Annotated in this window: 19 protein-coding genes; 9 read left to right on the plus strand and 10 right to left on the minus strand. The window is 74.1% G+C overall.

Annotation, left to right across the window (positions count from 1 at the left end):
- The first annotated feature begins 87 nt into the window (after window positions 1-87).
- On the plus strand, window positions 88-1,077 hold the full coding sequence (gene moaA, locus RMN57_RS27875) for a GTP 3',8-cyclase MoaA (RefSeq protein WP_313766041.1): 990 nt from the start codon (window positions 88-90) through the stop codon (window positions 1,075-1,077).
- 34 nt (window positions 1,078-1,111) lie between these two features.
- On the opposite strand, the gene RMN57_RS27880 is transcribed toward moaA, so the two are convergent.
- From RMN57_RS27880 to RMN57_RS27905, 6 genes are all read right to left on the minus strand, one after another.
- Window positions 1,112-1,342: a hypothetical protein gene (locus RMN57_RS27880; RefSeq protein WP_313766042.1), complete on the minus strand. Its 231-nt coding sequence runs from the start codon at window positions 1,340-1,342 to the stop codon at window positions 1,112-1,114.
- 277 nt (window positions 1,343-1,619) lie between these two features.
- Complete coding sequence (locus RMN57_RS27885) at window positions 1,620-2,003, minus strand: DUF3099 domain-containing protein (protein WP_313766043.1); 384 nt, start codon at window positions 2,001-2,003, stop codon at window positions 1,620-1,622.
- A 99-nt stretch (window positions 2,004-2,102) separates the two neighbouring features.
- Window positions 2,103-2,651 (minus strand): RNA 2'-phosphotransferase, encoded by a 549-nt coding sequence (locus RMN57_RS27890; RefSeq protein ID WP_313766044.1) that lies wholly within the window; start codon window positions 2,649-2,651, stop codon window positions 2,103-2,105.
- A 38-nt stretch (window positions 2,652-2,689) separates the two neighbouring features.
- Window positions 2,690-4,087 (minus strand): metallopeptidase TldD-related protein, encoded by a 1,398-nt coding sequence (locus RMN57_RS27895; RefSeq protein ID WP_313766045.1) that lies wholly within the window; start codon window positions 4,085-4,087, stop codon window positions 2,690-2,692.
- Window positions 4,087-5,679, minus strand: a complete 1,593-nt coding sequence (locus RMN57_RS27900) for a TldD/PmbA family protein (RefSeq protein ID WP_313767990.1) — start codon at window positions 5,677-5,679, stop codon at window positions 4,087-4,089. The genes RMN57_RS27895 and RMN57_RS27900 overlap by 1 nt, the downstream gene beginning before the upstream one ends.
- A gap of 162 nt (window positions 5,680-5,841) precedes the next feature.
- A complete protein-coding gene (locus tag RMN57_RS27905) occupies window positions 5,842-6,987 on the minus strand; it encodes an MBL fold metallo-hydrolase (protein ID WP_313766046.1) in 1,146 nt (381 codons plus the stop codon).
- Window positions 6,988-7,381: 394 nt separating this feature from the next.
- On the opposite strand from RMN57_RS27905, the gene fabG reads away from it, so the two are divergent.
- On the plus strand, window positions 7,382-8,101 hold the full coding sequence (gene fabG / locus RMN57_RS27910; protein ID WP_313766047.1) for a 3-oxoacyl-[acyl-carrier-protein] reductase: 720 nt from the start codon (window positions 7,382-7,384) through the stop codon (window positions 8,099-8,101).
- Window positions 8,102-8,103: 2 nt separating this feature from the next.
- Entirely contained in the window at window positions 8,104-8,871 is a 768-nt protein-coding gene (gene fabI, locus RMN57_RS27915) for an enoyl-ACP reductase FabI (protein ID WP_313766048.1), read from the plus strand.
- Between the two features lie 115 nt (window positions 8,872-8,986).
- Here the strand turns inward: fabI and RMN57_RS27920 are convergent, their stop codons facing one another.
- The 3 genes from RMN57_RS27920 to RMN57_RS27930 all read right to left on the minus strand — a co-directional run bounded on the left by RMN57_RS27920 (window position 8,987) and on the right by RMN57_RS27930 (window position 12,374).
- Window positions 8,987-11,149 (minus strand): hypothetical protein, encoded by a 2,163-nt coding sequence (locus RMN57_RS27920; protein ID WP_313766049.1) that lies wholly within the window; start codon window positions 11,147-11,149, stop codon window positions 8,987-8,989.
- 2 nt (window positions 11,150-11,151) lie between these two features.
- Window positions 11,152-11,478: a hypothetical protein gene (locus RMN57_RS27925; RefSeq protein WP_313766050.1), complete on the minus strand. Its 327-nt coding sequence runs from the start codon at window positions 11,476-11,478 to the stop codon at window positions 11,152-11,154.
- 218 nt (window positions 11,479-11,696) lie between these two features.
- A complete protein-coding gene (locus RMN57_RS27930; protein ID WP_313766051.1) occupies window positions 11,697-12,374 on the minus strand; it encodes a FadR/GntR family transcriptional regulator in 678 nt (225 codons plus the stop codon).
- Window positions 12,375-12,535: 161 nt separating this feature from the next.
- Here RMN57_RS27930 and RMN57_RS27935 point away from each other — a divergent pair, with 161 nt between their 5' ends.
- From RMN57_RS27935 to RMN57_RS27945, 3 genes are all read left to right on the plus strand, one after another.
- Window positions 12,536-13,822, plus strand: a complete 1,287-nt coding sequence (locus tag RMN57_RS27935; RefSeq protein WP_313766052.1) for an MFS transporter — start codon at window positions 12,536-12,538, stop codon at window positions 13,820-13,822.
- 95 nt (window positions 13,823-13,917) lie between these two features.
- Window positions 13,918-14,040 (plus strand): SGM_5486 family transporter-associated protein, encoded by a 123-nt coding sequence (locus tag RMN57_RS27940; protein ID WP_255752595.1) that lies wholly within the window; start codon window positions 13,918-13,920, stop codon window positions 14,038-14,040.
- Window positions 14,041-14,201: 161 nt separating this feature from the next.
- Window positions 14,202-14,729, plus strand: a complete 528-nt coding sequence (locus RMN57_RS27945; protein WP_313766053.1) for a histidine phosphatase family protein — start codon at window positions 14,202-14,204, stop codon at window positions 14,727-14,729.
- A gap of 120 nt (window positions 14,730-14,849) precedes the next feature.
- Here the strand turns inward: RMN57_RS27945 and serB are convergent, their stop codons facing one another.
- Window positions 14,850-16,112 carry a phosphoserine phosphatase SerB gene (gene serB, locus RMN57_RS27950; RefSeq protein WP_313766054.1) on the minus strand — a complete coding sequence of 421 codons (1,263 nt, stop codon included), beginning with the start codon at window positions 16,110-16,112 and terminating at the stop codon, window positions 14,850-14,852.
- Between the two features lie 298 nt (window positions 16,113-16,410).
- On the opposite strand from serB, the gene RMN57_RS27955 reads away from it, so the two are divergent.
- The 3 genes from RMN57_RS27955 to RMN57_RS27965 all read left to right on the plus strand — a co-directional run bounded on the left by RMN57_RS27955 (window position 16,411) and on the right by RMN57_RS27965 (window position 21,026).
- A complete protein-coding gene (locus tag RMN57_RS27955; protein ID WP_313766055.1) occupies window positions 16,411-19,008 on the plus strand; it encodes an FHA domain-containing protein in 2,598 nt (865 codons plus the stop codon).
- 211 nt (window positions 19,009-19,219) lie between these two features.
- Entirely contained in the window at window positions 19,220-20,377 is a 1,158-nt protein-coding gene (locus RMN57_RS27960) for a GAF domain-containing sensor histidine kinase (protein ID WP_313767991.1), read from the plus strand.
- The gene (locus tag RMN57_RS27965; RefSeq protein WP_313766056.1) at window positions 20,370-21,026 is read left to right on the plus strand and encodes a response regulator transcription factor; all 657 of its coding nucleotides are present in this window, start codon (window positions 20,370-20,372) and stop codon (window positions 21,024-21,026) included. The genes RMN57_RS27960 and RMN57_RS27965 overlap by 8 nt, the downstream gene beginning before the upstream one ends.
- Window positions 21,027-21,052 lie beyond the last annotated feature (26 nt).

A 21,052-nucleotide genomic window follows, 5' to 3' on the forward strand; every position in this document is an offset into this window, starting at 1 on the left:
GCACACGATGACTAAGCTGGCCCGGCCCGCCGTTGCGGCGGCCGGGCCGGCCGCGTCATCGGCCACCACACTCGGGAAAGGACTGCCGTGCTCCTCGACACATTCGGCCGGCAGGCCGTCGACCTGCGGGTCTCCCTCACGGACCGGTGCAATCTGCGCTGCACCTACTGCATGCCCGAGGAGGGCCTGCAGTGGCTGGCCAAGCCGGAGCTGCTCACCGACGAGGAGATCGTCCGACTGGTGGAGATCGCCGTGCGCGACCTCGGCGTCCGGGAGGTCCGGTTCACCGGCGGCGAGCCGCTGCTGCGGCCGGGGCTGGTGGGCATCGTCGCCGCCTGCGCGGAACTCGAACCGCGCCCCGAACTCTCCCTGACCACCAATGCCGTCGGCCTGGCCCGGACGGCCGAGGCGCTGCGGGCCGCCGGGCTGGACCGGGTGAACGTCTCGCTCGACACCCTCGACCCGGAGACCTTCTGGACCCTCACCCGGCGACGCCGGCACCAGGACGTGCTGGACGGGCTGGCCGCCGCGGAGGCCGCCGGGCTGCTGCCGGTCAAGCTGAACGCCGTGCTGATGCGCGGGGTCAACGACCACGAGGCGCCCGACCTGCTCGCCTGGTGCCTGGAGCGCGGCTACGAGCTGCGGTTCATCGAGCAGATGCCGCTGGACGCCCAGCACGGCTGGGACCGCTCGTCGATGATCACAGCGGAGGAGATCCTGGAGCGGCTCTCGGTGAGGTTCGCGCTCACCCCCGAGCCGTCCGCCCGGCGCGGGGCGGCTCCGGCCGAGCGCTGGCTGGTGGACGGCGGCCCCGGCCGGGTCGGGGTGATCGCCTCGGTGACCCGCCCGTTCTGCCGTGCCTGCGACCGGACCCGGCTGACCGCCGACGGTCAGGTGCGCAACTGCCTCTTCGCGACCGGGGAGACGGACCTGCGGACGGCCCTGCGCTCGGGCGCCGGCGACGCCGAGATCGGCGAGCTCTGGCGCGCGGCGATGTGGGGCAAGAAGGCCGGCGCCGGGATCGACGCCCCGGAGTTCCACCAGCCCGAGCGGCCGATGTCGGCGATCGGCGGCTAGCGGCTCGGAAGCCGGGGCGTCGGGGGCTGCCCGGTCAGGACGCGTCGCGCGCGTCCTCGGGGGTCCAGTCCGCGACGGCGACGACCTCCTTGAGGAAGCCGCGCACGCCCAGGAACTGGGAGAGGTGCTCGCGGTGCTCGTCGCAGGCCGCCCAGGTCTTGCGGCGGTCCGGGGTGTGCAGCTTGGGGTTGTTCCAGACGAGCACCCAGCGGGCGTCCGCCCGGCAGCCCTTGGCGGAGCAGATCGCGGTCTGCGGGGTGTCCATCGGGGCCGTCCTCGAACGTGTGGCGGGTGGGTCTGCACCGCCAGTCTTTCACGCGCGCGGGTGCGCCCCGCGCCCTGCCCGGACGAGGGCATGGCGACGCCGGGCAGCCACGGGGGGAGCCGCCCGGCGTCGGTCCGTCGCTCCGACGGGGGATGCGGAGCGCGTACGCAGTATGTCACGACCGGGCCCCGGTATGGGGAGGTCTTGCATGATTAATCTGAGGTTCTTTTGAGGTTTCCGCTCGACGAGTCGCCGCAAGCCACCGCAAAACGGGCGGTCAGCTTGAGCTCTGTGAAGAATCGGTGGCAGCACCCTCCGTTGCACCCGTCCCGCGCGTCGCGCCCGCCCCACCCGTCCCTCCGGGGCCGAGCATCAGCGGGACGTCCGGGGGCATGTCGAAGGTGCTCGGCAGCCCCGGGGCCTTCTCCCGACCGGCATTGGCTATCAGCACGGCGAAGTACGGCATCAGCACCCCGCCCGCGAGCGCGGCGAAGGCCAGCCACCGCTGGATGTCCCACAGCACCACGGCGGCCAGCACGCAGAGGGTGCGCAGGAGCATCGAGGCCACGTAGCGGCGCTGCCGTCCGCGGACGTCCTCGGTGAGGCTGCTGCGCGCACCCGTGATCCGGTAGACCGGTCCGCTGTCGGAGCTTCTGTCCATGTCCAACCGCCCTCGTCCAAGCACCCGCGCTCGTCGCACGGCCTCCTCACGGTACGCCGCGAGGTGGCCGGCGACGAGACCGGGTCGGACGGACACGCGCTACTGCGGCCGGGAGAGGTACTCCGGCGGGACGGCGCCGGTCAGCCAGACGCCGTTCGCGCTGATCCGGAACTCGTGGCCGGCCGCCGCCATCGCGGCCGCGTCCACCGTCAGCACCACCGGGCGGCCGTGCCGGGAACCGACCCGCACGGCCGTCTCGGTGTCGGCGGAGAGGTGGACGTCCTGCCTGGCCATCGGCAGCAGGCCGTCCCGGAAGATCGCGCCCAGGTTCCCGGTGGCGGTGCCGTGGAACAGCACCGCCGGCGGCTCGGTGGCGGCCAGGCCGAGGTCGACCGCCACCGTGTGGCCCTGGCTGGCCCGGATCGAGAGGCCGTCCTCGGAGTAGGCGAAGCGGCGCTTGTTGTTGGTCGCGACCACGTGGTCCAGCTCGGCCCGGGTCAGCCTGGTGCCGCGGGCCGCCAGTCCGGCCAGCAGCACGTCCACCCGGACCCAGCCGGCCGCGTCCAGGGTGATCCCGGCGCGGCCGGGATCGTGCCGCAGGATGCGGGACAGCATCTTGCTGGTCTTGACCGTGCGCTTCTCGTCCACTCTTCCCGATCCTTCCCTCCGGGGCCGCCGACGGCCTGCTACGAGGCCTGGCTGACCGAACTCATGTTGAAGTCGGGCACCCGCACCGGCGGCATCGCCGCCCGGGTGAACCAGTCGCTCCACTCCCGCGGCAGGCAGTGCTCGGTGCGGCCCACCTCGGTGATCCGGCCGAGCAGCTCGACCGGCGACTCGTTGAACCGGAAGTTGTTGACCGCGCCGACCACCTCGCCGTTCTCCACCAGGTACACGCCGTCCCGGGTGAGGCCGGTGAGCAGCAGCGTCGCCGGGTCCACCTCGCGGATGTACCAGAGGCAGGTGAGCAGCAGGCCGCGCTCGGTGCGGGCGATCATCTCGTCCAGGGTCGGCGCGGCCGCCTGGTCGGCCGCCTCCAGGACGAGGTTGTCGACGGCCGGGCGCACCGGCAGGCCGGTCAGCCCGGCGGTGAACCGGTTGGTGACCAGGCCGGTCAGCTCCCCGTCGCGGATCCAGTCGGTCGCGCTCAGCCCGGCGCCGTTGTCGAACACCGAGGCGTCCCCGCCGGTGGAGTGCACCAGCACGAACGGCGAGGTCTCCAGGCCCGGCTCGGCCGGGTCGGAGCGCAGGGTCAGCGGCAGCCTGCTGAGCTTGTCACCGATCCGGGTGCCGCCGCCGGGCTTGGAGAACACCGTGCGGCCCTCGAAGGCGTCGCGGCCGCCCGCGGACCAGCTCAGGTAGACCATCAGATCGGCCACCGCCGAGGGCGGCAGCAGCGTCTCGTACCGTCCGGCCGGCAGCTCGACCTTGCAGGCGCCCCAGGCGAGCCGCCGGGTGAGCTGGGCGTGCAGGTCGGTGACGTCCACGTCGGTGAAGTCGCGGGTGGCGGCGCCGGTCCAGGCCGAGCCGGAGAGGTCGGCGGTCTTGGCGTTCACCTCGACCATGCCGGTGGGCTGGTCGTGGCGCAGCCGCAGGCCGGTGGAGGTGCCCAGGTAGCTGGAGACCAGCTCGTGCCGGGCGAAGCCGTAGAGCAGTTCGCCCTGCGCGGCGGCGCGGGCGAAGGCCTCGCCGAGGGCCGGGGCGAAGGCCGCGAACACCTCGATCGAGGTCTCGGCGGGCGGGGCGGTGAAGTCCGGCGAGGACGGCCGGTCGCCGATCAGCGGCTGGGCGTCCTCGGCCGGTCCGGCGGCCCGGGCGGCCTCCTCGGCGGCCCGGACCAGGCCCTCCACGTCCTCGGGGACGACGGCCTCGCGGGAGACCACCCCGGAGGCGGTGCCCTCGGCGCCGGCCACCGTGGCGATCACGGTGAGCCGGCGGCCCCGGGTGACGCCGTTGGTGGTCAGCGCGTTGCCGGCCCAGCGGAGGTTGGCGGTGGACTCCTCGTCGGCGATCACCACGCAGCCGTCGGCGCGGGAGAGGCCGAGCGCCAGCTCGACGAGTTCGTGGGGCTGCGTCGCGGCCATCAGTGACCCGCCTCCTGCTGGGTGTTGAGCACGTTGACGTTGCGGAACAGCGCCGACGGGCAGCCGTGGCTGACCGCCGCGACCTGGCCGGGCTGCGCCTTGCCGCAGTTGAAGGCCCCGCCGAGGACGTAGGTCTGCGGGCCGCCGACGGCCGCCATCGAGCCCCAGAAGTCGGTGGTGGTGGCCTGGTAGGCGAAGTCCTTGACCTGGCCGGCGAGTTCGCCGTTCTTGATGGCGTACGCGCGCTGGCCGGTGAACTGGAAGTTGTACCGCTGCATGTCGATCGACCAGGAGCGGTCGCCGACGATGTAGAGGCCGTTCTCCACGCCCGCGAACAGGCCCTCGGTGGACGGGCCGTCGGCGGCCGGCCGGAGCGAGACGTTGGCCATCCGCTGGACCGGGACGTGGGCGGGGGAGTCGGCGAAGGCGCAGCCGTTGGAGCGGTCGAAGCCCTTGAGCCGGGCCATCGCCCGGTCCAGCTGGTAGCCCACCAGCACGCCGTCCTTGACGAGGTCCCAGGACTGGGTGGCGACGCCCTCGTCGTCGTAGCCGACGGTGGCGAGCCCGTGCTCGGCGGTGCGGTCGCCGGTGACGTGCATCAGCTCGGAGCCGTACCGCAGCGAGCCGAGCTTGTCGAAGGTGGCGAAGGAGGTGCCGGCGTAGGCGGCCTCGTAGCCGAGCGCGCGGTCCAGCTCGGTCGCGTGGCCGATCGACTCGTGGATGGTCAGCCAGAGGTTGGACGGGTCGATCACGAGGTCGTAGCGGCCGGCCTCGACGCTCGGCGCCTTCATCTTCTCGGCCAGCAGGACGGGCAGTTCGGCGAGTTCGGCGTCCCAGTCCCAGCCGGTGCCCTTCCGGTCCGGTCCGCCGGTGGACGCCCCCCGGGCCCCGGCGAGGTACTCCCAGCCGCGCCCGACCGGCGGGGCCAGGGTGCGCATCGAGTCGAAGGCGCCGGTGCGCTCGTCCACCGAGGTGGCCTCCAGCTCCGGGTGCAGCCGGATCCGCTGCTGGGTGGTGACGGTCCCGGCGGTGTCGGCGTAGAACTTGTTCTCCTGCACCGTCAGCAGCGTGGCCTGGACGTGCGAGACGCCCTCGGCGGCCAGCAGCCGGGAGCTCCAGTCGGCGAGCAGCGCCGTCTTCTCCGCGTCCGGCACCTCGAAGGGGTTCACCTCGTAGGCGGAGACCCAGGTGACGTCCCGGTGGACCGGCTCGTCCGCCAGCTCGACCCGCTCCGCCGAACCGGCCGCGCGGCTGATCCCGCCGGAGAGGCGGGCCACGGCGACGGCCTGCTCCGCCACCCGGACCGCCGCGGCCGCGGTGAGGTCGACCCCGGCCGCGAAGCCCCAGGCGCCGTCCAGCAGCACCCGGACGGCGAAGCCGAGCTGGACGCTGTCGGAGGTCCCGGCCGGGCGGGCGTCGCGCAGCCGCCAGGAGGCGCTGCGAACCCGCTCCAGCCGGAAGTCGGCGTGCGCGGCGCCGAGTTCGCGGGCCCGGGTGAGGGCGGCGTCGGCCAGGGCGTGCAGCGGGTAGGCGAGGAACAGCGGGTCGACGGCGCGTCCGTGCGGGGCGCCGGCGCTGCTGGTCGGGGGCATCGCGGGCAATCGGGCTCCCTGGTCGGGGGGATGGCGGTGCGGACGGCCCCTGCACAGGGGTGCCCGCACCGCATCATGTCCCGTCCAGGGGGTTAGGGCCAGCGCATTTCGCCGTGCCCCGCCGGGCATTCCCGCGGCGGTGCGGCGCCGGCCCTCGCGGCGTCAGACGACGCCCTCCCACCAGCCGTCCAGCTCCGGCGGGTTGTCGACGTCGACCCGCTCGCCGGGGCGCGGCACGGCGAGCGGGACGGCCTGCTGCTTGGCCTCCGCGAGCAGCCGCTCGATCGGCTCGGACCAGGGGTGCGGGGCCAGGTTGAAGGTGCACCAGTGGACCGGGACCAGCAGGCCGGCGCCGAGCTCGCGGTGGGCGCGGACGGCGTCCTCCGGCGTCATGTGGATGTCGGCCCAGGCCGTGTCGTAGGCGCCGATCTGGACCAGCGCGGCGTCGAACGGGCCGTGCTCGGCGCCGATCCTGGCGTAGCCCTCGAAGTAGCCGGAGTCCCCGGTGTAGAAGACCCGGCGGGTCGGTCCGGCGATCACCCAGGAGCCCCAGAGGGTGGTGTTCCGGGTCAGGCCGCGGCCGGAGAAGTGGTGGGCGGCGGTCAGGGTGACCGCCAGCTCGCCGAGGGTGCAGGTCTCGTCCCAGTCCAGCTCGATGATCCGGTGCTCCGGGACGCCCCAGCGGCGCAGGTGGGAGCCGATGCCGAGCGGGACGGCGAACGGCGCGGACTGGCTGCGGACCAGCCGCTTGACCGTCGCCATGTCCAGGTGGTCGTAGTGGTCGTGCGAGATGAGCACCGCGTCGACCTGCGGCAGTTCCTCCAGCTCCACCGGCACCGGGTGCAGCCGCTTCGGGCCGACGTGCGCGGAGGGGGAGCAGCGGTCGCTCCAGACCGGGTCGAGCAGCACCCGGGCGCCCTCGACCTCGACCAGCGCGGACGCGTGGCCGTACCAGGTGACCTCGACGCCCTCGGCGGCCGGCCGCGGCCCCCCGGCCGGGCGGACGGTCGGCACCGGGCGGGTGGGCACCCGGCCCTCGCGCTGGAACAGCATCCGGCGCATGCCGTCCCGGTCGACGCCGGGGGCGGCCGAGGTCCCGGCGACGGTGGAGGGCGCGTTGTGGAAGACGCCGTCCCGGTACTGCGGCGAGTTGCGCACCCGCTCGTCGTGCTCGCCGTCCGGCCGGCGTCCGAACGCCGCCGGCAGGTCGCGCAGCGACCAGGCGGCCGCCCCCGCGCCGGCCGCCAGGGCGGCCAGGGCCAGCAGTCGTCCGCGCCGGTGGGTGGTTCCGGGCCGTGCGTCGTTCATCCGCGGTCTGCCTTCGCTCGTCTGCCGTGCTCGCCGCGGGCCACTGGGCCGCGCGTGCGCCGGGGCCGGTCCAGGGGAAGCGGTACGGTCGACCCCGGTGGTGCCGCACCACCGGGGGCAACGGGTGCGTCCGTCCGGGTGTTCCCGCGGCACGCGGGTGACCGGGCCCGGCGGGCTCCGTCGCGAGGCCCCGGACGGCCCGCCCGCCCCGGGCAGGGCCCGTCGCGGAGGGCGCGGACGGTGCCGGACCGGCGCGGTCGCGGATTGTCGGATTGCGACAGTTCCGCCGGTGAGGCGCTGTGGGAGCCCGATGCGTCTCCGTCCGGTACCGACCGATAGCGTCACACTGCGTGCGCATTCCGACGTACGCACACTCACGGAGAGAGGTGGATCGTTGAGCCGCTCGGTTCTCGTCACCGGAGGAAACCGGGGCATCGGCCTCGCGATCGCCCTGGCCTTCGCCGAGGCGGGCGACAAGGTCGCCATCACCAGCCGCTCGGGCGAGGTGCCCGAGGAGCTGGCCAAGTACGACGTCCTCGCGGTGCGCTGCGACATCACCGACGGCGCCCAGGTCGACGCGGCGTTCACCGAGATCGAGGCCAAGCACGGCGGCGTCGAGGTGCTGGTCGCCAACGCCGGCATCACCAACGACACGCTGCTGCTGCGCATGTCGGAGGAGGACTTCACCTCCGTCGTGGACACCAACCTCACCGGCGCGTTCCGGGTGGTCAAGCGCGCGTCCAAGCTGATGATGCGCGCCCGCAAGGGCCGGGTCGTGCTGATCTCCTCGGTGGTCGGCCTCTCCGGCTCCCCGGGCCAGGCCAACTACGCCGCCTCCAAGGCCGGCCTGGTCGGCTTCGCGCGCTCGCTGGCGCGCGAGCTCGGCCCGCGCAACATCACCGTCAACGTGGTCGCCCCCGGCTTCGTCGACACCGACATGACCGCAGTGCTCAGCGACGAGCGCCGTGCGGAGATCGTCTCGGGCGTGCCGCTGGGCCGCTACGCGGCGCCCGCCGAGGTCGCCAACACCGTGCGGTTCCTCGGTTCGGACGAGGCCGCGTACATCACCGGAGCCGTCATTCCCGTCGACGGCGGATTGGGCATGGGTCACTGAACATGAGTGGAATCCTTGAGGGCAAGCGGATCCTGATCACCGGGGTGCTGATGGAGTCCTCCATCGCCTTCCACACCGCGAAGCTCGCCCAGGAGCAGGGCGCCGAGGTCATCCTCACCGCCTTCCCGCGTCCGACGCTGACCGAGCGGATCGCCAGGAAGCTGCCGAAGCCGGTCAAGGTGCTGGAGCTGGACGTCTCCAGCGAGGAGCAGCTGGCCGGCATCGCCGACCAGGTCCGCGAGCACCTGCCGAGCCTGGACGGCATCGTCCACTCGATCGGCTTCGCCCCGCAGGACGCCCTCGGCGGCAACTTCCTGGACACCCCGTGGGAGTCCGTGGCCACCGCGATGAACGTCTCGGCGTTCTCGCTGAAGTCGCTCACCATGGCGCTGCTGCCGCTGATGCAGGACGGCGGCTCGGTCGTCGGCCTGACCTTCGACGCGCAGTACGCCTGGCCGCAGTACGACTGGATGGGCCCGGCCAAGGCCGCGCTGGAGTCCACCAACCGCTACCTGGCGCGCTACCTGGGCGAGCGCAACATCCGCTGCAACCTGATCTCGGCCGGCCCGATCGGCTCGATGGCCGCCAAGTCCATCCCGGGCTTCCCCGACCTGGCCGCCACCTGGGACGCGCGCTCCCCGCTGAAGTGGGACCTGAGCGACCCGGAGCCGGCCGGCCGCGGCGTCGTCGCCCTGCTGTCGGACTGGTTCCCGAAGACCACCGGTGAGATCGTCCACGTGGACGGCGGCCTGCACGCCATCGGCGCCTGACGGCCCGGTTCCGCTCCCGCGGTGCCCGGTACCCCTCGCGGGGTGCCGGGCACCGCGCGTTTCCCGAGGCGCCGCCGCCGGGCGTAGGGCCGCCGCCGTGCGCAGCGGCGCGGGCTCACTTCTGGCCGTTGCGGCCCAGGGCGACGGCCGCGTTGTGGTAGCCGGTGTCGTGACCGGTGTCCATGGCGGCGGAGACCCGGTCCACCAGCGGGGCGTCCGGGCCGTACCCGTGCAGCCGGCCCCACTCCAGCACCATCCGCCGGCTCTCGGTCAGGCCGGCCGTGTGATGGTCGGAGGCGTCCAGGTTGCCCCGGTGCTGCGCCTCCTCCTTGACGTGCTCGGCCCAGGCCCCGGCGCCGTGTTCGGCCAGGGCGGCCGCGAGCTCGCCGCCCTCGGGGACGAACCCGGCCGCGGTGCCGCCCAGGGTGGAGACCAGGGCGCCGGTCCGGTCCGCCCACGCCATCCGGTCGTCCTTCCCGTCGAGCAGGACCGAGGCGCGCACGGCGTCGTAGGCGCCGAGCGCGGTGCCGACGCGCTGGCCGGCCAGGGCGCGGTCGGCGTCCTCCGCCCCCGGGTCGGGCGGCAGCGCGGCGACGGTCCGCGCCGCCTCGGCGCGCTCGGCGCGGTAGAGCGCCGCGTAGGCCTCGGGCTCCTCGGCGACGCCGCGCAGGACCCGGACCAGGTGGTCGCTGCTGCCGCCGAGCCGGCCGGCGCCGCCGTCCTCCCAGGCCCCGGCGTGCGCGGCGGTGCCGACGTGCTCGCTCAGGATCCGGTGGGTGTCCTGCGCGTAGTCGGCGAGCGCGCCGGCCAGCGGCCCCCGGAGGTCCTGGTGGATCTCGGCGCCCCGGCCGTCCGCGTCCAGCGCGTCGACGACGCCCTGCAGGACGCGGGCCTGCGCCGGGGTGTGCGGTCCGCCGTGGCGGCCGGTCCCGCCCGCGACGTCGCCGGTGGCGGCTGCCTCCAGCGCGGCGGCGAGGCCGCTCCGGTGGGTGTGCGGATCGGCGACCGGCGGCCCGTACAGGGTGGTGGCGGACATCGACGGCCAGGTGCGGCCGCGCAGCAGGTACGCCAGGCGGTCCCCGGCGCCGGGGGACTGCGGGTCCAGGAACAGGGCGGCGGCCTCCGGATTGCGGCCCATCAGGCCGAGCACGCCGTCGACGGGGTCGTGCACCAGGTCCGGGCGCGGGCCGTTGAACTGGTGCGCCGGGCGGCTGCGGCCGCTGCGCTCGGCGTCGAGGAGGTCGGTGCCGAGGTCGTTCAGGAACTCCTTGCCGTAGCCCGCGCCGCCGTGCCGGAGCAGGGTGGCGAGGGCCTGGTAGCCGGAGACGGGCTCCGCGCCGCCGCCGGGCCGGTGCTCGTTCACGCTCCGGAGGCCGGCCTCCCGCAGGCCCGCGCGGAAGTCCCGGTAGAACCCGCTCGCCGGGTCGCGGGTGGCGCCGGCGACGGTGTCGGCGAGGCTCGTGCGCAGCGCGTCGTACTCGGCCCTGAGCGGTCCGCCGCGGGCGTTGATCCGCAGGTCCAGCTCGTCGGCGAGCCGCAGCAGGCCGGTGGGACCGAGCGCGGTGAGCAGGGTCCGGCCGAACTCCGGGCGGCCGGAGTCCGCCTTCATCAGGTCGCCGAGCTCGGCCAGCTCCTCCGGGCCGAGCCGGCCGCCGTCGGCGAGCCGCCGGGCGAGCTCGGCGGCCCGCGCGGCGTCGGCCGCGTCGCCGCCGCCGAGCGCACGGCCGTTGAAGGTGTTCACCGGGTCGCCGACCTTCGCGGCCCGGCGGAGCCGGAGCGCGGCGCGCCGGTCGGCGGCGGTGGCCTCCTCCAGGCATCCCTCGATCTGCCGGGCCCACCGGCCGGCGGCCGCGGCGCGCTCGCGCTGCTGGTCGGCGTCGTGGCGGTAGTCGGCCCGGAGCGCCGGGTCGAGGCCGCCGAGGTCGAACACGACGGCGCCGGTGCCGGTCACCCGCATGCCGTCGGCCTCCGCGGCCCGGACGGTGCGCCGCAGCCGCTCCTGCGCGGAGGCGAAGTCGTCGTGCGCGTCCGCGATGATCGAGGCGACGGCCCGGGCCTCGGTCTGTGCGTCGACGGTCTGCTGCCGGGTGGGCCGCAGGTGCAGGTCGGCGGCGGCCGCGGTGGGGCCGACCCAGAGGCTGCCGCCGGTGACCGGGAGCACCTCCCGCTCCATCCGGTGCTGGACGGCCTCGTACGCCCCGGCCATCGCGGTCCAGTCGGCGGCGGCCCGGGCCAGGCCCGAGAGGTCGGCCTTCAGGACGTCCTCGAAGCCCGGCACGCTCACGCACCCCCGGGGAAGGACGCGGCGATGCCGTGCTCGACGCTCAGGTAGTTGCTGTGGGTCTGCCGCATCATCCCGGCCTCCTGGTTGAGCCGGCCGTTGAGCTGGGCGACCTGCTCGTGCCACTCCCGGAGCGTGCCGCGCAGGGCCTCCGCGATGTCCCACCCGCCCAGCTTCGACGCCGCGTTCCCGGTGGACTCGTCGGCGGTCCGCCCGGCGGCCGTGCTGTCGTCGGCGATGGCGCCGAGCGAGGTGGCGGCCCGGTCGAGCGCGGTGGTGGAGACCCTGGTCGGTACCCCGCCCGGCGGGGTGCCCGGAGCAGCCATCGGAATCTCCCCGCTTTGCGCACGCTTGGCAGATGCTTGACCGAGTCCGGATCCTACGGGACGTCAGCCGCCGTCGGCCCGCGTGTCGGTCGCAGTTCGCTCGTTCGTGGTCCACGGGGGAATTCGCGGCGGAATTCCGGACCGCATCCGCCCCCCCGCGAGCCCCGGAGCACGCCGAACGGGCCGCCGGGGAGGGGCGGCCCCGGTGCGGGCGGGCGTCAGACCTCGGTGTCGGTGGCGCAGGCGCCGATCGCGCGCCCCGCTTCCAGCGAGGCCCGGGCGGCGTCGCCGGCCCGGATGGCGTCCAGGATCGTGTCGTGGCCGAGGTAGCGCTCGGCGATCAGCTCGGGGCCGACGTCGTGGCGCAGGTGGGCCCGGGTGACCTCGCCCAGGTCGGCGTAGACGGCGGCGAGGACGTCGTTGTGGGCGGCGGAGACCACGGCCTGGTGGAAGGCGGCGTCGGCCTGGACGAAGTCCTCGGCGTCGCCGGAGCGCCAGGCGTCCTCGCGGCGGGCCAGGGCGGCCTCCAGGAGGACGAGGTCGCGGTCGGTGCGCCGGGTGGCGGCCAGGCCGGCGGCCGAGGTCTCCAGCGCGACCCGCAGCTCGGCGACCTGTGCCTGGTCGGCGTCGGCGAACCGGCGGTGCATGACCCCGGCCAGCTCGCTGGTGGCGAGGACGTAGGTGCCGGAACCCTGCCGGATGTCCAGCAGGCCGTTGTGGGCGAGGGCGCGGACGGCCTCGCGGACGGTGTTGCGGGCGACGCCGAGCTGCTCGACCAGGGCGGCCTCGGTCGGGATGCGCGAGCCGACGGGCCACTCGCCCGAGGTGATCTGGGCGCGCAGCTGCGCGATCACCTGGTCGGACAGCGGGGTGCGCCTCGGAGAGGACAGCGCCACGGGGGACTCCTTGCGGCTTCGGGGGTCGGCAGTGCCCGCGGGCCCACACGGGTGGGCCGCCGGGCGGGTGGACTGGCCGGGGTGGTCGGCCACGGGCGGGTCGGCACATCATGCCAAGTCCAGGGTGCGCTAATTCATCCCATCATTCTATGATGGCTCGCATGCCACCCGCAGCAGACACCACCACCCCTCCCCGAACGGGGGCCGGACCGCAGACCGAGCGGCCCGCCTCCGCCCGCAGCAGCCACCTCGGCTGGCTGTTCGCCGTCGCGATCGCCGTCGCCGCCTTCAACCTCCGGCCCGTCGTCACCAGCCTCGGGCCGCTGCTCGACCAGGTCCGCACCGACCTCGGGATGAACCCGACGCTGGCCGGGCTGCTCACCGCCGTCCCCTCGCTCTGCTTCGCGCTGTTCGGCTTCGCGGCCCCCGGCATGGCCCGGCGGATCGGCCCGATCGCCGTGATCACCGCCGGCATGGCGGCGATCACCGCGGGCGTGCTGGCCCGCTCCTTCGCCGGCGGCACGGCGGTCTTCCTGCTGCTCACGGCGCTGGCGCTGGCCGGGGTGGCGGTCTCCAACGTGCTGATCCCGGTGGTGATCAAGCGGTACTTCCCGGAGAAGGTCGGTCCGATGATCGGCCTGTACTCGATGTCGCTGTCGGCCGGCACCTCGCTCGCCGCGGCCGTCACCGTGCCGCTGACCGGCGCGCTCGGCGGCGACTGGCGGGTGGGCCTGGGCGTCTGGGCCGGGCTGGGCGCACTCGCCCTGCTGCTCTGGGTGCCCGTCATGGCGGCCCGGCGCGAGCGCGGCGACCGCGCCGGCGGCGCGGCGGCGGACCGGCTGCCGATCACCCGCAGCCGCACCGCCTGGGCGATGGCCTGCTTCTTCGGCCTCCAGGCGACCGGCGCCTACGTGGTGATGGGCTGGCTGCCGAAGATCTTCCAGGACGCCGGCGTCTCCGAGGGCGCCTCCGGGGTGCTGCTGGCGCTGACCATGGTGATCGGCGTCCCGGTCTCCTTCGTCCTGCCCAACCTCGCCGCCCGCCGCGGCGACCAGCGGCTCTTCGTCGTGGTGCTCGCCTCCTGCGGCATCGCCGGGTACGCCGGGCTGGCGCTGGCGCCGTCCGCCGCGCCCTGGGCCTGGGCGACCCTGGTGGGCCTGTCCAACTGCGCCTTCCCGCTGGTGCTCACCATGATCGGCCTGCGCGCCCGCACCGCCGGCGGGGTGGCCCAGCTCTCCGCCTTCGCACAGGGCGTCGGCTACCTGATCTCGATCCCCGGCCCGATCCTGATCGGCCGGCTCTACCAGGCCACCGGCACCTGGTACCTGCCGCTGGGCTTCCTGGCCCTGCTGCTGGTGCCGCAGATGCTGTTCGGCCTGCGGGCGGCGATGGCCCGGCACATCGAGGACGAGGCGGCGCGCCCGGTCGCCGCCGGCGTCCGGCCCTGACCGGCGGGGAGCGACGGCCGGATCCCGCCCCTGCGGGGTCCGGCCGGGCCGGGGGCGGTGGCGGGCGGTCCCGTTCGGGATGGGAGAATCCGGTCATGCCCGTACTCGAACCGAACCCCACCGACGGCCACAAGAAGCTGGGCCGGCTCGCCGCGACGATCGGCGGCATCGTGCTGGCGCTCGTCATCGTCGCCATCGTGGCCAAGAACCTGGGCTGACCGGAGCACGGCCGAGGCCCCGGCGGCACCCGCGGTGACCGTCGGCCGTCCACCGGGCCAAGTCCCGGCGAACGGCGCATGATGGCACCCTCCACCCCTGCGGGTGGCGGCAACCGGCAGCATCGCGCCGCGGAGCGGCTTTTCTGCCAAGCTTGCTGGGTATGAGCGCCGACACGCCCCGCAGGATCATCGTTCTCCGCCATGCCAAGGCCGACTGGCCCAACGGCGTCGACGACCACGAGCGGCCGCTGGCCGACCGGGGCCGCCACCAGGCCCCGGAAGCCGGCCGCTGGCTGGCCGATTCCGGCATCAACCCCGACTACGTGCTCTGCTCGGACGCCCTGCGCACGCGCGAGACCTGGAAGCTCGCCGCGCACGAGCTGCCCAAGCGCTCCCGCAAGACCGTGTACGAGCAGCGGATCTACGAGGCCAGCCCCGGCGAGATCATCACCGTCCTCCAGGAGACCTCGGACGACTACGCCGACCTGGTGCTGGTCGGCCACAATCCCGGGGTGCTCGGGCTGACCCAGGTGCTGGCCGGCGACGAGGGCGACCGGGACGCACTGGAGCGGCTGCGGCTGGGCGGCTTCCCCACCGCGGCCATCGCGGTGCTCAGCTTCAGCGGCTCGTGGAAGGGCGTCGAGCCGGGCGTGGCCGCGCTGGTCTCGTACTACACGCCGCAGGACTGAGCGCGGCAGGACTGAGCGCCGCAGGACCGAGCGCGGCAGGGCGGGCCCCGCGGCGGGTCGACCGGAACGGGGAGGGGCGCGCGGATCATCCGCGCGCCCCTCCCGCCCGTTCGGCTGCGGCTACTCGGTCGGCGTGCCGTCGAGCGCGTCGGCCGCCTCGACCTCCTCGCGGGTGATGCCCAGCAGGTAGAGAACGGTGTCCAGGAACGGCACGTTCACCGCGGTGTCGGCGGCCTCGCGGACGACCGGCTTGGCGTTGAACGCCACGCCCAGCCCGGCCGCGTTCAGCATGTCCAGGTCGTTGGCGCCGTCGCCGATCGCCACCGTCTGCTCCAGCGGCACCTTGGCCTGCTCGGCGAACCGGGCCAGCCAGCGCGCCTTGCCCGCCCGGTCCACGATCTCGCCGACCACCCGGCCGGTGAACCTGCCGTCCACCACCTCCAGGGTGTTGGCCGCCGCGAAGTCCAGGCCCAGCTGCTCCACCAGGTGGTCGGTGACCTGGGTGAACCCGCCGGAGACCACCGCGACCTGGAAGCCCAGCCGCTGCAGGGTGCGGATCAGGGTGCGCGCGCCCGGGGTGAACCGGACCTCGGTGCGCACCTTCTCGGTCACCGAGGCGTCCAGCCCGGCCAGCAGCGCCACCCGGGCGCGCAGCGACTCGGCGAAGTCCAGCTCGCCGCGCATCGCCGCGGCCGTCACCTCGGCGACCTCCTGCTCGCAGCCCGCGTGGGCGGCGAAGAGCTCGATCACCTCGTCCTGGATGAGCGTCGAGTCGACGTCCATCACCACCAGCCGCTTGGCCCGGCGCTCCAGCCCGGCCGCCACCACGGCGATGTCCACCCGCTGGGTGGCCGCCTCCTGGGCCAGCTCGGCGCGCAGCTGCTCGGTGGCGACACCGGAGACGGCCAGCTCGACCGCCGTCACCGGGTACTTGGCCAGCCGGAAGACGCGGTCGATGTTGCCGCCGGCCTCGGTGATCCGCGAGGTCAGCGCCGAGACCGCCGAGGCGGTCAGCGGGTGGCCCAGCACGGTGACGTGCGAGCGGCCCTCGCGGCGCGGCCGGTTGTCGCCGGTGCCGGAGATGATCTCGGCCTGGAGCTTCTGCTCCTCGGCCCAGCGGTGCACGGTCGAGCGCAGCTCGCCCTCGGCACCGGGGGCGCCGGCGGCCGGCGGGGTGACCAGGGCGCACAGCGTTATCCGGCCACGGGTGACGACCTGCTCGATGTCGATCACGTCGACGTCGAACCCGGCCAGCGTGGCGAAGAGGCCGGCGGTGATGCCGGGGCGGTCCTTGCCGAACACCTTGACGAGCAGGGTGCGCTCGTCCTCGGTCCGGGGCTGCGGGGCGGGGAACGGCTCGGCGGCCAAGGGCGATGCGTTCATGATGCCTCCCACGCTACCGGGCGTCCGGCGAGGCCACGGCACCCGTCCGCGTCGTGGACCGGTCGGGTCGGAGGTGGTGGAAAGTGTGCGCACGATCGTGGTGACCGCGTGGTTGCGCAGAGGTGACATCGGGGAGCGGTGGCGGGGGCGTCCGCGAATCGTTGCCGCCTGGTCACAGTCACCGGGGGTGACTTTCACCAACGGGCGGCGGGCTGGAATGATTCCCCCGTCAGATTGCAGGACACCGCCCCGGTCGGGGGCCGAAATCGGGGGACCGAGAGAGCGGGGCAGGCGCGCAGTGCCGCAACTCGTCATTGAGATCAACGGGCAGCAGCGGACTCTGGAGCCGGGGCGGTCCTACACCATCGGGCGCAACCCGCAGTCGGACTTCCCGTTCGACGACGCCCGGGTTTCCTGGCACCACGCCACCATCTCCTTCAACGGGGCCGGTTGGCAGCTGGACGACCACGGGAGCACCAACGGCACCTACACCGGCGGTGCCCGCACGCAGCAGGCCCAGCTCTTCCCCGGCGCGGTGGTCAACCTCGGCAACGCCGAGAACGGCCCGCGCCTGGGCTTCTCCGCGCCCGCCCAGGCCGCCGCCCCGGCCCCCGCCTGGCACGAGGCTGCGACCAGCCGCAGCCACGTGCCGGGGCCGCAGCAGCAGGCGCCCGCGCAGCAGCCGTGGGCCCAGCAGCAGCAGCAGCCGCCGGCGCAGCAGCAGCCGTTCCCGCCGCAGGCCCAGCAGCAGTGGGGCGGCCAGCAGCCGCAGCCCTTCCCGCAGCAGCAGGGCTTCCCCCAACAGGCCCCGCAGCACGGCGGCTTCCCGCAGCAGAGCCCGCAGCAGCAGGCCCCGCGGCACGACGGCGGCCCGCAGCCCACGATGATCCGCAGCCTGACCGCCGGGATGAACACCGTCCGGATCGGTCGCGCGCTCGACAACGACATCGTGGTCTCCGACCTCCAGGTCTCCCGCCACCACGCCGAGCTGCGCCAGCTGCCCGACGGCCGGTACGAGATCGTCGACCTCGGCAGCCACAACGGCATCTTCCTCAACGGCCAGCGCGTCCAGCGCCAGCTGATGGGTCCGCAGGACCGCCTGACCGTCGGTCACTCCAGCTTCGTCCTGGTCGGCGACCAGCTGCAGGAGTTCGTCGACACCGGTGCCGTCTCCTTCTCGGCCCGTCACCTGACCGTCGAGGTCGACTTCAAGAGCGGCAAGAAGGTGCTGCTCAACGACGTCAGCTTCGGCGTCCCGGAGAAGTCCCTGGTCGCGGTCATCGGACCGTCCGGCTCCGGCAAGTCGACCCTGCTGCGCGCGCTCACCGGCTACCGCCCGGCCGACCGCGGTGACGTCCTCTACGACGGCCGCAACCTCTACAAGCAGTTCGCCGAGCTGCGCTCGCGTATCGGCCTGGTGCCGCAGTCGGAGATCCTGCACAAGGAGCTGACCGTCCGCACTGGCCTCAAGTACGCGGCCCGGCTGCGCTTCCCCGGCGACACCGAGGCCCGCGAGCGCGAGGCCCGGATCGACGAGGTGCTGTACGAGCTGCGCCTGGACAAGCGCGCCGACAACAAGATCACCGCGCTCTCCGGTGGCCAGCAGAAGCGCGTCTCGGTCGCCCTGGAGCTGCTCACCAAGCCGTCGCTGATCTTCCTGGACGAGCCCACCTCGGGCCTCGACCCGGGCATGGACCGCGAGGTCATGCAGATGCTGCGCGGCCTCGCCGACGACGGCCGCACCATCCTGGTCGTCACCCACTCGGTGGCCGAACTCGCGCTCTGCGACCGGCTGCTGGTGATGGCGCCGGGCGGCTCGGTGGCCTACTTCGGCCCGCCGGACGAGGCGCTGCACTTCTTCGGGTACGAGACCTGGGCCGACGTCTTCCAGGCCTTCGAGAACTACCCGGACCACGACTGGGCCGGTCGCTACCGCGGTTCGGTGCACTACCAGCAGTACTCCGCCCCCACCGTGGAGGCGGGCGAGGTGCAGCACGTGCAGGTGGCCCAGGAGGCCGTCCGGCCGCCGAAGCCGCAGAGCTGGGGCTCCCAGCTGTGGACGCTGATGCGGCGCTACATGTCCGTGCTCGCCTCGGACCGCGGCTTCCTCGCGCTGTCGGTGCTGCTGCCCGCGGTCATCGGCGCGGTCAGCGTGCTGATCCCCAACGCGGCGGGCCTGGCGCCGAACCCCAAGAACCAGCTCGGGATCAACAGCGGCGCTGCGACGATCATGCTGATCCTGGCGATCGGCGCCTGCTTCTCCGGCGCGGCCAACTCGGTCCGCGAGTTGATCAAGGAACGCGCGATCTACGAGCGAGAACGAGCCACCGGGCTCTCCCGCTCGGCGTACATGATGTCCAAGATCATCGTGCTGGGTGTCTTCAGCGTGATCCAGGGCGCGATCATCTCCGCCGTCGGCTTCCTGCCGCGCAAGCTCCCCGCGCACGGCCTGATCGTCAAGGACCTGCCGATCATCGAGATGACCATCGGCATGATCCTGCTGAGCTTCGCCGCGATGATGTTCGGCCTGATGATCTCCGCACTGGTCAAGACCGCCGAGAAGACCATGCCGCTGCTGGTCATGTTCGCCATCGTCCAGGTCGTCTTCACCGGCTGCCTCTTCCAGATCTTCAGCAAGCCCGGTCTGGAGCAGGTCGCCTGGCTGATGCCGGCCCGCTGGGGCACCGGCATGGTCGCCACCACGCTGGACCTCTCGCACCTGCTCGGTCCGTGGAACAAGGACTTCAACCACCCCGACTACGACCCGCTGTGGGACCACAGCGTCGCCCAGCTGCTGCTCGACGCCGGCGCGCTGGTGGTGATCTCGGTCGTCCTCGGCATCATCATCACGCGTCTGCAGCGCCGCCACGAGCCCGAGGTCATGCAGAAGGGCTGAGCCCTTCACCGCTCGCACATCAGGGGCGGCCCTTCCCGGCGACGGGGAGGGCCGCCCCTCGGCTATTCCCCGCAGGGCCCATGGCCTAGGTCTGCGGTCCTGCGCCCCGCACACCCCGCGACCGAAGCGGGCGGCGGGCGGGCGGCGGTAGTTTGGCGGTATGCCCACCCCGTCCATCGCCCACCTCCAGGTCGGCCCCTCCGGCGGTCCGATGCCCGCCTGCGACCCCTGCCTGGCCGGCATCGAGGCGGTCAGCCGGGCCCTGCTCGCGATGAGCCGCCACCTGGAGGTGCGCGAGGTGCTGCGCCGGATCACCGCCTCGGCCCGCGGCCTGCTCGGCGCCGAGTACGCGGCCCTCGGCGTGCCCGACGACCACGGCGGCTTCGCCCAGTTCGTCGTCGACGGCATCACCGACGAGCAGTGGAAGGCCATCGGCCCGCTGCCCCGTCAGCACGGCGTCCTCGCCACGATGCTGCACGAGACCGGCCCCACCCGGCTCACCGACGTCCGCCGCGCCCCGTCCTTCGGCGGCTGGCCCGCCGCCCACCCGGAGATGGACGCCTTCCTCGGCATGCCGATCCTGGACACCGACGCCGCCGAGGACGAACCGCAGGTCATGGGCGTCATCTTCCTCGCCAACAAGCGCGGCGGCGGGCTCTTCACCGACCACGACGAGGAACTGCTGCGGATACTCGCCGCCCACGCCGCCCTCGCCCTCTCCAACGCCCGCCTCTACGAGCGCAGCCGCGAACTCACCCTGGCCGGCGAACGCGCCCGGATCGCCCACGACCTGCACGACGCCGTCTCGCAGAAGCTCTTCTCGCTGCGCCTCACCGCCCAGGCCGCCGCCAAGCTGGTCGACCGCGACCCGGCCCGCGCCCGCGCCGAACTCGCCGAGGTCGCCCGGCTCGCGGCCGAGGCCGCCGACGAACTGCGCGCCGTCGTCGTCGAACTGCGCCCCGCCGCGCTGGAGGAGGACGGCCTCAGCGCCACCCTCGCCTCCCAGGTGCAGGTCCTCGACCGGGCCCACACCGCCGACGTCGCCTTCACCGCCGACGGCGTCCGCGCCCTGCCCCCGGCCCAGGAGGCGGCCCTGCTGCGGGTCGCCCAGGAGGCCCTGCACAACGCGCTGCGCCACGCCGACGCCCGGCGCGTCACCGTCACCCTGGCCGGCACCACCGCGCGCGGCGCCGTCCTGCGGGTGCGCGACGACGGCCGCGGCTTCGACCCCGAGTCGGTCCGCCGGGCCGGCCGCCACCTCGGCCTGGCCTCGATGCGCGACCGTGCCGCCGCCGTCGGCGGCACGCTCACCCTGGACTCGGCCCCCGGCAGGGGGACGCTCGTCGAGATGGAGGTCCCCGGTGCCTGACACCACGCCGTCGATCCGCGTCCTGCTGGTCGACGACCACCAGGTGGTCCGCCGCGGCCTGCGCACCTTCCTGGAGGTGCAGGACGACATCGAGGTGGTCGGCGAGGCCGCCGACGGCGCCGAGGGCGTCGAGCGGGCCCGCGAGCTCGACCCGGACGTCGTCCTGATGGACCTCAAGATGCCCGGCGTCGACGGCATCGAGGCGCTGCGCACGCTCAAGGGCGAGGGCAGCCGCGCCCGGATCCTGATCGTCACCAGCTTCACCGAGCACCGCACGATGGTCCCCGCCCTGCGGGCCGGCGCCGCCGGCTACGTGTACAAGGACGTCGACCCGGAGGCGTTGGCCGGCGCCATCCGCTCGGTCCACGCCGGCCACGTGCTGCTCCAGCCCGAGCTGGCCGAGGCCCTGCTCGCCGACGACGGGCCCCGCCCGCCGCAGGGGCGCGGCGGCAGCCTGACCGAGCGCGAGCGCGAGGTCCTCGGCCACCTGGCCGACGGCCGCTCCAACCGGGAGATCGCCCGGAGCCTGCACCTGTCGGAGAAGACGGTGAAGACGCACGTGTCCAACATCCTGATGAAGCTGGACCTCGCGGACCGGACGCAGGCGGCGCTGTGGGCCGTGCGCAACGGCGCCGTGCGGGAGGCGTAGGGCCCGTCCTGGCGGCACCCGCACGG

The organism is Kitasatospora sp. CM 4170, from assembly GCF_032110285.1.
GTDB lineage: Bacteria > Actinomycetota > Actinomycetes > Streptomycetales > Streptomycetaceae > Kitasatospora > Kitasatospora aburaviensis.